Consider the following 10,882-nt stretch of genomic DNA (forward strand, 5'->3'; position numbering starts at 1 on the left):
ATTTAAATCACTTGTTTGTATTTGCTTTTGTGTCGGGAGTTGCAGTGTTTCTGGCAGGAGATTGTTCTGCCAATGCACAAGCATCTAATGCAAAAGCACCAGCACCTGCTGTAAGTAAGAACAAGAAATGGCGTCGATTAATAGTCATATCAGTTTTTGCAGAGAATGCATTAAGTCTGTATTGCAGTTTTTATTTTCTTAGATTCTGGCTACAAAAAATTGGGACTTGGCAATTATTTCTAGTTACTTTCAAACCACGGTCACTCTTGAGGCGAGATTCTGTCTCCAGTCTTGGGATCAAACACAAACAAGTGATTTAAATCGAGTTGTAGAGAAAGGCGATCGCCTGGACGTGGACGGACATCCCCGCCCACCGGAATATTCAACACCACCGTCGAACCAGGTAAAGCAGCACGAATCAAAGTTTCCCTCCCCAAAGGTTCCACCACCTTAACTTCTACAATCAGCTGACTCTCATTATTAATTACAGCAATCATTACAGAGAATGGAGCGATCGCACCAGAGGAATTGGTGAAATCTCAGCCACAGCAAGTAGCTTAACATCAAATACTAGTCCTATATACAAGTTTGAATTGAGTTAGATTTTTGCCACCAAGTAAAAAAAAGGAATACATCACTCAGATTTGCTCCTGATCAAACTTCTTAAATTGCTAAAAGTAGTCTCCAGGTAAACTTAATTATTTTTGAAATCCCTCCCATCAAAAGTTGTAAGGTTTACCTGATATTTTTTTGCAATGATACTACTTCTAGTTCTATAGGAATCCTAAATGATATGTGAAAAATTTTAAGTAATGTAGGGTAGGCTTTGACCACCAGAACCCGGATATGGTGCAATACGGTTCAGTTAAGGCTAAAACTCTTTGTCAAAGTCAACTTTTTTAACGAACCACAGAGGCGCAGAGGAAACAGAGAGAAGAGAAAAAATGCTTAACCCAAGCGTATTGGGATATGGTGGGCTTTGCCCACCCTACGTGTATTTCAAAAATTAAATAGGAGTCCTATAGATAACTTCTTTAGTAAGTACGTTGGTGCGAAAAAACTCAAGTATGTTACGAAACGTAAATAAGCTTAAAACCCTTACTAATGACAAATGACAGCCTTAGCCAGTTAACTTTAATTGCGCCAACCTACTTAAAACTTTTTGCAATGAAGCTATGATTAACTAGTAGCTAAAGCAACCGCAATCTGTAAATCTAAGTTGGTTGTATTAGGGAAGATTGCTATTAAATCATTCTCGAAAAATAGGGCATCTTGACTACCCAAGAGTGAGGTTGTACCAACTTGGTATGAACTCCCTTTGCTTCCCCTAGCCAGCACTAAGGAATCTCCTTCTTGAAGATTGAAGTCATAGATTATGGCGTAGTCAGAGTCTCCTCCATCCCTAAAGTAGGTAGCATCATCATCATCATACAGATAGAAAGTGTCAGCACCACTACCACCAAATATAAAGTCCTTCTCATCAATCTCTCCACTACCACTTCCAACAGGGCCTATTCCATCATTACCGTCACCACCATATAAGTAATCATTACCATCGCTTCCACGCAAAATGTCATCACCACCTTCACCAAACAGGAAATCAGCGTAATTTCCACCATAGAGCTGATCATTGCCGTCTCTACCGTATATGGTGTTAATTTCATTGCGTGGACTGTAAATTACATTGTTTCCAGAGTCTCCCGTTATAGTCGCCATAGTCTTCTCCTAAGTTTTACATATGTTTTCTAGAGTCTGTGAGCAATTTCCAAAACCTCAAGTATCAATAACCATAAATAAAGTTTCTTAAAAGGTTCTTGCTAAATGAACTGATCGCGATCGCAAGCTTTCAGCCAACGATACACAGCTAGTCGAAAGTCACAGTCACTCATGAGGAAATATTTTGTCGCCAGTCTTGGGATTAAACACAAACAAATTATCCAAATCTAGTTGCAAAGAAAAGCGATCGCCTGGACGTGGACGCACATCCCCACCTACCTGAATATTCAACACTACCGCCGAACCAGGTAAACCAGCACGAATCAAAGTTTCCCTTCCTAAAGGTTCCACCACCTTAACTTCTACAATCAATTGACTCGGATTTACTTCTTGGCTATTTGGCGGTTCGTTAATAAAAATATGTTCTGGACGAATCCCCAAATCAAAACTGTGTCCTGAACGCAACTGTAATTTATCCTTAACAACTGCTGGAATTGCTAACAACTGCCCACTGACATCAAAACCGTTATTTTGATAGATTGCAGGTAAAATATTCATTGGTGGGCTGCCTAAAAAAGTTGCCACCATCTGATTAGCAGGACTGGCATAAATAGTTTGGGGATCACCAATTTGTTGAATCCGTCCGCGATTTAACACAACAATTTTATCAGCCAAAGTCATCGCTTCAACTTGATCGTGGGTGACGTAAACAGTTGTAATGCCTAATGCCTGATGTAACTGTTTCAATTCAGCCCTTGTATCATTGCGCAATTGGGCATCTAAATTAGATAAAGGTTCATCAAGTAAAAACACTTGTGGTTCACGAGCGATCGCTCTCCCTAATGCTACCCGTTGTTGCTGTCCCCCAGAAAGCTGTTTGGGTTTACGATCCAGCAGGTGATCCAGAGAAAGCGATCGCGCCACATTCATTACCCGTTCTTGAATGATTTTCCGGTCAACCTTTCGCATTTGCAAGCCAAAGCCAATGTTTTGCGCCACACTCATGTGAGGATAGAGAGCGTAGTTTTGGAACACCATCGCTACATCCCGTTGTCTGGCTGGGATATTATTCACCAAGCGATCGCCAATAAAGAGTTTACCTGATGTAGCGGTTTCTAAACCAGCGATCGTTCGCAAAATTGTAGACTTACCACAACCCGATGGCCCGACTAAAACCCAAAATTCGCCATCAGGAATTTCAAAGGTAATATCTTCAATAGCGGTAACGTTATTGAATCTACGCTTAATATCTTCTAGACGAACGTTTGCCATTATCCAATTTGATATTTTTAGTTTGGGATTTGCGGCATTTTCAACTCAACACTAGGGGCTTTTATCCGTCCCCTCCGAAGAACTGTGAGGCTGCTTTGTAAGTGCAGAAACTTGGTTGTCCTGCACAACTCTAATCAGAAATCTTAGAGCCTCATTCACCGCATCAGCATTGGGAAAAACCTCTGCGACATCAGGTTCTAAACGAATTGTTGTTTTACCAAAGCTCTTTCGTTCCGGGCCTAATTTTCTGACCCTTAGACTCTTTAAGTCATATTCTGATCGCAAATCGTCTTCCATTTCTGGCTTACCCTTCTTCATATATTTTTCGCTCGGATCGCGTTACTTCTCTTGCACTAATAAGACGAGTCGAATTTACTCTCTCCGTATACGACATAATTAGTAAGCGTCCCCGACTTGACTCTCCAATAATAATGTAACGCTCCTCATCATCAGAGTGGTCTGGATCATAGAACTCAACATAGAGCGGATCATCGAAAACAGTTTTGGCTTCTTCAAAGGAAACCTGATGTTTTAAAAGATTTCTTGCCGCTTTGTTTTCGTCCCACTCAAACTTCATGCAATTATTAAATTACTACCTTTTGAATACCTATAAATTCTGGTATTTCTTCTTCAGTTTTTGCTTCTAAACAAAGTTGAATTACTTCTTTCATATTAGCCATCAACTCATCAATTGTTTCTCCTTGACTGTAACAGGCTTTTAACTGAGGGATTTCTCCCACATAGTAGCCATCTTCATCTCGTTCAATAATGACGTAGAATTCTCGGTTGGTCGGATTGATCATAATCTATTTGTCCGTAGGCTCAAAATCATTTTTCTGGATTCTTCGACCAAGCGGGGTGAGAGAGTAAAGAAGCAAAGACTCGTACCCCCCGAAGTTGATTAGAGAGAGGTAAGTGACCTCTAGGCGCACTCAAATCCCAGGTAAACGCGTTAGGGTATCGCGTCCAGTTATTACCTTCTTTCCAGCCAATTTTCGGCCAGAAATTATCCCAATTTTTACCCAAACTTAACCAGATTTCTCGCTGTACTGAAAAGCCAAATTTACCTTCAGAGTGTACTAACCAAAGGTTGTTAATGGTTTGTAAGTCAACAGCCGAGGTATTTTCTACCTCAGTAAAATACAACCATTTTCGTTGTACAGCTGTTGGGCCTGATAGTTCGCACATTTTTTCTATGGTGACGCGATCGGCTGCTTGGAAGTCTTGAACAGCTAGTAGCTGTTGCAAATAATTGTAGTTAATCCCGCACTCTGATTTTAGAGGTACAATTCCCTCAGGAAAACAGGAGTGCAGAAATTCTTTGACTTGAGGTGCATCAGAGTTATAGAGGACTTGGTAAGCTTTGCCATCGATCCAAGTTGCTGGGTGATCGCGTCGTTTCAGTAAAAATTCCATCAACACGTCTAATCCCTCATTACCCAACTCAGCTAATTGTGGGATTATCTGTTGTTGGACTTTTTCAGACCCAGCGATTAACGGTCGTCGGAGGGAGTCGATGTCATTTGAAGGGCCTGATAAAATCATTGGGTCTGTCATGCCATTCTCGTTTTAGCGGTCAGTGAAAGAGCGGTAAGCTATTGAGCATTCTCCAAGGTGAAGCACTGATAGCGAAAAGTAGTTTACTATTTTTGATCGTACAAAATTGCGATCGCTTCACTGAATCCCACACTTAATCCCCAAATAAGGTACAAGGGGAATAGGGGGAAAATCTGCGCCTTATGGCTTGGTGAACAAAAGACACAGCACAATATACAAGCCTGCCACATAAGGATTTTTTGACTAGCAGCGTATCGATTAGGAGTGTGTGAAGTATGTACGACAAGATTACCCCCCCCGCAACCGGAGCAAAAATTACCTTCAAAAATGGTGAACCCATCGTACCGGACAATCCAATTATCCCCTTTATTCGTGGCGATGGTACAGGTATAGATATCTGGCCTGCTACCCAAAAAGTTCTCGATGCTGCGGTAGCCAAAGCATATAAGGGTCAGCGCCAAATTAGCTGGTTCAAGGTTTACGCTGGAGATGAAGCTTGTGATTTATATGGTACTTATCAATATTTACCTCAAGACACTCTGACGGCAATTGAAGAATATGGTGTAGCAATTAAAGGCCCTTTGACTACTCCCATTGGGGGGGGGATTCGTTCTTTAAATGTGGCATTACGGCAAATTTTTGACTTGTATGCCTGCGTGCGTCCTTGCCGTTACTATGCAGGTACGCCCTCACCTCACAAAAATCCCGAAAAACTGGATGTAATCGTTTATCGGGAGAATACGGAAGATATTTATTTAGGGATTGAGTGGCGACAAGGTAGCGAAATTGGCGATCGCTTAATTAAAATTCTCAATGAAGAACTAATCCCCGCCACCCCTGAACATGGGAAAAAACGCATTCCTCTGGATTCTGGTATTGGCATCAAACCCATCAGCAAAACTGGTTCCCAGCGCTTAGTCAGACGCGCCATCAAACACGCCTTGCTATTGCCCAAACACAAGCAACAAGTGACTTTGGTGCATAAGGGGAACATCATGAAGTACACCGAAGGCGCTTTCCGCGACTGGGGTTATGAACTAGCAACCACTGAATTTCGCGCCTGTACTGTTACTGAACAAGAATCTTGGATTTTGAGTAACAAGGAAAAAAATCCCAATATTTCCTTGGAAGAAAACGCCCGCCAGATTGAACCTGGGTTTGATAGTCTGACTCCAGACAAGAAAGGGCAAGTTGTCAAGGAAGTTGAAACTGTTCTTAACACAATTTGGGCAACCCACGGCGATGGTAAATGGAAAGATAAGATTTTGGTGAACGACCGGATTGCTGACAGTATTTTTCAACAAATCCAAACCAGACCGGATGAGTATTCGATTTTGGCGACAATGAACTTGAACGGCGATTACTTATCTGATGCCGCCGCTGCCATTGTTGGGGGATTGGGAATGGGGCCAGGGGCAAATATTGGTGATTCTAGTGCCATATTTGAGGCTACCCACGGCACAGCACCCAAACACGCAGGTTTAGATCGGATTAATCCTGGTTCAGTGATTTTATCTGGGGTGATGATGCTGGAATTTCTGGGTTGGCAAGAAGCCGCAGACTTAGTTAAGAAAGGTTTAAGTGAGGCGATCGCAAATAGTCAAGTCACCTACGATTTAGCCCGGTTGCTAGAACCACCAGTTGAACCCTTAAAATGTTCTGAATTTGCCGAGGCAATTATTCAACATTTTGGTTAATGCAATAGACATCTGATGAAACCTTTGTATAGACGTTACATTTAACATCTATACAAAAGTTTCACATAACGCATCTAGGATTAGGGCGTGTTTTCAAACTGGAAAAGTAGGTTGGGTTAAGGGAAGCGCAACCCAATGAAGCGACGTAATAGCTTGTAAGTTACCTGTGCTAATTCTAAGCTTAATGCTCTTTGAGTGAAAGCTTTACACCTTCAATGACATTAATTTGGCACAGCGATAAATAAAAAATCACTGTATATCAAATCTGCTACACCGCAGCAGATAGAGTTTTTAGAAAGTGGAGGTGTATCAAGTGAAGTTAGATCCTAATCAAAATTATACCTTTAGTAAGTATTTTGAAAATGGTTATTATTCAGAAGACTTAGCTGATTATTTCGGGTATAAGTTAGTCCTAGTTAATTTAATGTTACCACTATATCAAGGAGAGTTAGATAGGTTGGCTGAACTGAGAGATAGAATTACTGAAGTACTGCCTTATGTACCTTTAACGACAGAGTTGGCAAGAAGAGAAGTAATAATATCTAAGGTAGTCTTAGAGTTAATTCATTATACAAATGTTCAGATAAGAATTGAATTTGGTATCAAAGTTTCTAATCTACTTCAGGGAAATTTAGATTATTTAATTAGAACTTATCAAACAAACCAGTTGTTAGTAGTTGAAGCTAAATATGAGGATTTAACTAGAGGATTCACTCAATTAGTTGCCGAGATGATTGCGCTAGATCAGTGGGAAGAATCTCCTACGATTACAGAGCAACCTATTTTGATCGGCTCTGTAACTACAGGTAAGATATGGCAGTTTGCTAGATTAGATAGAGCGAATAAACATTTTGAATTAGCAATTAATAGTTATAGAGTTCCAGAAGATTTAGAAGAACTAATGCGAATTCTCCTAGCAGTCTTAAAATTAGAAAATTAATCATCCGCTCCGGGGCTTTGTTGGGTTGCGCTTTGCTTAGGGCAGGTATTAATACAACTAACTTTGAGCTTATTGATAATAAAATTTTTTTATTGACATGATGCGGTTATAGGACTAGTATTTGATTTATGAAAAAATCTAAGTATATGTAGGGTGTGTTACGGCTTCCGTAACGCACCAGAATCTTCGGATGGTGCGTTAGCCTACGGCATAACACACCCTACTGAAATATTTTCAGAAATCAAATATGATTCCTATAGGACTAATATTTGATGTTAAGCTAAGTAGGTCGGCGCAATTAAAGATAACTCGTGATGGCTGTCATTTGTCCTTTGTCATTCGTCCTTGGTAAGCGTTTCAAGCCTGTTTACGTTTCGTCACATAGTTTGATTTATTTTCACCGACTTACTTACTTGCTTTAACTGTGATTTTGCTAATTCATGAGGTGCGATCGCTCCATTTTCTGTAATAATTGCTGTAATCAACTCAGCCGGAGTCACGTCAAAAGCTGGGTTATAAAAATCTACGCCCGCAGGTGTGAGAATCGTATCACCAACTTGATAGATTTCTGTTGGTTCGCGTTCTTCAATGGGAATTTGGCTACCATCGGCTAATTCAAAATCAACGGTGGAAAGGGGTGCAGCGACAAAGAAGGGAATATTATGGGCAATAGCAGCGATCGCCACACTATATGTACCAATTTTATTAGCAGTGTCGCCATTAGCGGCAATGCGATCAGCACCCACAACTACAGCATGAATCAAACCCTGTTTCATGCAATGGGCTGCCATATTATCAGTAATTAATGTGACTGGAATACCTTCTTGCACACATTCCCAAGTGGTGAGTTTTGCGCCTTGCAAACGGGGACGGGTTTCGTCAGCAAATAAACGTTCTAAACGTCCTTCCCTCCAAGCCGAACGCACAACACCCAAAGCAGTACCATAACCAGCAGTAGCTAACGCCCCAGCATTGCAGTGAGTAAGCAAAGTCAACTTTTCTGGAGTGGTGGGTAAAACTGTCAAACCATTGTCACCGATCGCCTGACAAGTTTGCAAATCTTCAGCGTTAATTGCTTGGGCTGTTTGGAAAAGGGTTTGCTTAATCTCCTCTACCGTCCCCAGCGTTTCGTAAGCGGCTTTGATCATCCGGCTAATTGCCCAAAATAAATTTACCGCCGTCGGACGAGTAGAACGCAACAACTGGGCTACTTGATCTAAGTGTTGCAAAAATTCGTGGCGATCGCTTGTTGAAATTTCCCTGGCACCAAGATAAATTCCATAGGCCGCAGCTACACCAATTGCCGGCGCACCTCGCACAATCATGGTTTTAATCGCCCGCGCCATATCTTCGCTGCGGCGAATTTCCACAAATGTATATTCCTTTGGTAAGCGCGTTTGATCAATTAGTGACACTGAGTTGTTGTGCCAAATCACTGGATAAATGTGGTTTGTAGAAGGTTTCATAGAAAGCGCTAATTAATACATGAGTAACAAATACTTAATTGTTGCTGGAAATGACGTGTTTAAACTAACATCAGCGATCGCTAATACAGCAGGAACTGGTTTTATATGGCTCAAAATCGTGATACTTTCTCCAATTTGGAAGTCTTACTGAGTATAAAAAACATTACAAATAACCAGGTTATTTCATAAAAAAGCAGTTTAATAGATTGATATACTAAGACTAAAGGTATGATTAAAAGCTTTATTTTAAAGTTTTAACCGTATTAATACTGAAAATGACGAAAGTTATTTTGGTCTTGCATCTCATCAAACACAATTACTGTTTTATGCGCTTACATAATATATCCTGGAAACGAATGAGCAAAAGGTATTTTTACTTTCTGCTATACCTTAGTCTGAATTTGCTGTTGCTGTTCACTTCAGTAGGGTTGAGTAAAGCACAGGAAGCTAATAGCATTAGCCAGCTAAACAATAGCAATTCTGTCCAGACAAGCACTACAACACCCAGTCAGCAAACTATCGCTCAACGGGTAATCATACCCGAAGTTACGTCTATAAAGAGCATCAATCCTAGAGAGTTTTACATCAGTATTCCTCAGTCGATTGTATCGGAAGATAACAGTAGGTCTAAGAAAGAACATATCAATGTAGTGGTGACAGGAGAAAACTTTCCCAAGCAAGACAATTCGCCTGAAAATAAAATTGAGATCAAAATTGGTAAGTTTTCTAATATTGCGATCGCTACTGCAAAAGTTGCAGAAAATGGGAAAGCAATTTTTGCCAGCTTTAATAACGAGCAGCTAGAGAAACTGAACACTGGCAAAAACCCTGTGATTGTTGAGGTGGGTGGTAATGCAACTAATATAGACTCTCAAGACGCTGACGACAAACTTCAGATCATGGTGGAGCGCCCTGTGAGCGGGTGGACAACGCTGATCGTGTTTATAATTACAGCATTTTGTATAGTCATACTTTTGGTAATAATTTATTGGCTGATCAGAGAGGCCTATTCGCTGACAACAGAGGCAAGAAAACCAAACTTCCGCAAAACTTCCTCAGAAAACAAGACAAAAAAGTTAAACTTGTTAGAGTGGTTCATCGTGGATGTCCAAACCAATACTTATAGTCTGGCGCGTGCCCAGTTTATCTGGTGGTTGCTTATCATCGTTTTTGGCTATCTATTTCTTTTTATTGGGCGCGGATTGTCTCGACGCATATGGGAGTTCATTCCCCTATCAGGATTTAGCTATACCTTCCTAATTAGTTTAGTCACAATGGTAACGGCGCAAGCAACCTCTGGATTTCGTGGCAGCAAGGGATCTGGAGAAGTGAATCCTGGGTGGTCAGATTTGGTTGTACATGGTGGTGTAGTAGCTTTGGAGCGTGTACAGCAAATAGTTTGGAACCTAATTATTGGCATTGCTTTTATCGTCATCCTCTTGGTCACTTATACAACTGCCTCTTCTTTACCAAATATCCCCTCAGAACTTTTGGCACTCATGAGCATAAGTGCTACCGGTTACATCGGGGGCAAAGCTGTCCGCAAGCCTGGGCCTAATATTAATCAAGTAGTGCTTTACGGCCCGTCCAATTTACCTCCCGATTACATTACTATTGCTGGCGCTAACTTCTCCCTAGGAGGAAAAATATTAAATTCGGACGAAAAGGAGGAAGTTAATACACAGATAAAGGATGCTGGTGTGATAGTTCAAATGATGTACTTAGACAACACTAAGAAGGAAATTTCAGAAACACTGGTTGAGATCAAAAAAGACGACGTTGTTACAATCAAGCCTGATCCTGATGCTCCTATGGAGTTTTGCAGAAGATTTAAAATCCCTCTCAAAGACCTTAAAAGGCTTCCAGATAACTGGCTAGCAAAATTTTCTGATCATTATGAAGACAGAGAAGTAAAAATAATTATTATCAATGCTGATGGACAGAAGGCTGTCTGGGATGGTTCCATTATTGCACCTGAGCGGGAAATACCTCCGCCAGCGACAGAACCACAACAATCAAAATCTGATGCTTAATTTACATAAGACTTACGCAATAACTCTTTGACGCAAGTGTCACAAAAAATAAAAGCTTTTAGTTTGTAGTAAGGCATTGGTGTCAACTTAACGTAAAACTGCTGTCTTGCAAGGAACTGAAGTTCCTTGCTAATAGCTGAAGTCATCTAAAAGATGACTAAATTCCTCAACAATCTTTAGTCTACTTCAGTAGACTTGAGC

Annotated in this window: 11 protein-coding genes and 2 pseudogenes; 4 read left to right on the forward strand and 9 right to left on the reverse strand. The window is 40.8% G+C overall.

Going from position 1 to position 10,882, the window contains the following annotated elements; translation table 11 throughout:
* Positions 1-55: 55 nt before the first annotated feature.
* The 8 genes and pseudogenes from LC605_RS27430 to LC605_RS27465 all read right to left on the reverse strand — a co-directional run.
* Positions 56-148: pseudogene (locus LC605_RS27430) on the reverse strand (superoxide dismutase); the annotation flags it as partial.
* 112 nt (positions 149-260) lie between these two features.
* Positions 261-470: pseudogene (locus tag LC605_RS27435) on the reverse strand (TOBE domain-containing protein); the annotation flags it as partial.
* A gap of 709 nt (positions 471-1,179) precedes the next feature.
* On the reverse strand, positions 1,180-1,716 hold the full coding sequence (locus LC605_RS27440) for a calcium-binding protein (RefSeq protein WP_229550647.1): 537 nt from the start codon (positions 1,714-1,716) through the stop codon (positions 1,180-1,182).
* Positions 1,717-1,881: 165 nt separating this feature from the next.
* Positions 1,882-2,988, reverse strand: coding sequence for an ABC transporter ATP-binding protein (locus LC605_RS27445; protein WP_229550648.1), 1,107 nt, complete (start codon positions 2,986-2,988; stop codon positions 1,882-1,884).
* Positions 2,989-3,039: 51 nt separating this feature from the next.
* Positions 3,040-3,285 carry a hypothetical protein gene (locus tag LC605_RS27450; RefSeq protein WP_229550656.1) on the reverse strand — a complete coding sequence of 82 codons (246 nt, stop codon included), beginning with the start codon at positions 3,283-3,285 and terminating at the stop codon, positions 3,040-3,042.
* Positions 3,286-3,292: 7 nt separating this feature from the next.
* Positions 3,293-3,565 (reverse strand): BrnT family toxin, encoded by a 273-nt coding sequence (locus LC605_RS27455; RefSeq protein ID WP_229550649.1) that lies wholly within the window; start codon positions 3,563-3,565, stop codon positions 3,293-3,295.
* Positions 3,566-3,572: 7 nt separating this feature from the next.
* A complete protein-coding gene (locus LC605_RS27460) occupies positions 3,573-3,791 on the reverse strand; it encodes a type II toxin-antitoxin system HicB family antitoxin (RefSeq protein WP_229550650.1) in 219 nt (72 codons plus the stop codon).
* A gap of 25 nt (positions 3,792-3,816) precedes the next feature.
* Positions 3,817-4,545: a GUN4 domain-containing protein gene (locus LC605_RS27465; protein WP_229550651.1), complete on the reverse strand. Its 729-nt coding sequence runs from the start codon at positions 4,543-4,545 to the stop codon at positions 3,817-3,819.
* Positions 4,546-4,820: 275 nt separating this feature from the next.
* Between LC605_RS27465 and LC605_RS27470 the strand changes: the two genes are divergently transcribed.
* Both LC605_RS27470 and LC605_RS27475 read left to right on the forward strand, forming a co-directional pair.
* The gene (locus LC605_RS27470) at positions 4,821-6,242 is read left to right on the forward strand and encodes an NADP-dependent isocitrate dehydrogenase (RefSeq protein ID WP_229550652.1); all 1,422 of its coding nucleotides are present in this window, start codon (positions 4,821-4,823) and stop codon (positions 6,240-6,242) included.
* Positions 6,243-6,555: 313 nt separating this feature from the next.
* Positions 6,556-7,182, forward strand: a complete 627-nt coding sequence (locus LC605_RS27475; protein WP_229550653.1) for a hypothetical protein — start codon at positions 6,556-6,558, stop codon at positions 7,180-7,182.
* A 377-nt stretch (positions 7,183-7,559) separates the two neighbouring features.
* Here the strand turns inward: LC605_RS27475 and mtnA are convergent, their stop codons facing one another.
* Positions 7,560-8,648, reverse strand: a complete 1,089-nt coding sequence (mtnA, locus tag LC605_RS27480) for an S-methyl-5-thioribose-1-phosphate isomerase (protein ID WP_229550654.1) — start codon at positions 8,646-8,648, stop codon at positions 7,560-7,562.
* Between the two features lie 19 nt (positions 8,649-8,667).
* Here mtnA and LC605_RS33170 point away from each other — a divergent pair, with 19 nt between their 5' ends.
* Both LC605_RS33170 and LC605_RS27485 read left to right on the forward strand, forming a co-directional pair.
* The gene (locus LC605_RS33170) at positions 8,668-8,799 is read left to right on the forward strand and encodes a hypothetical protein (protein WP_267868682.1); all 132 of its coding nucleotides are present in this window, start codon (positions 8,668-8,670) and stop codon (positions 8,797-8,799) included.
* 205 nt (positions 8,800-9,004) lie between these two features.
* A complete protein-coding gene (locus tag LC605_RS27485; RefSeq protein ID WP_229550655.1) occupies positions 9,005-10,681 on the forward strand; it encodes a hypothetical protein in 1,677 nt (558 codons plus the stop codon).
* Positions 10,682-10,882: the final 201 nt, after the last annotated feature.

Origin of the sequence: Nostoc sp. CHAB 5836 (assembly GCF_020829445.1) — a bacterium.
Classification (GTDB): Bacteria; Cyanobacteriota; Cyanobacteriia; order Cyanobacteriales; family Nostocaceae; genus Nostoc.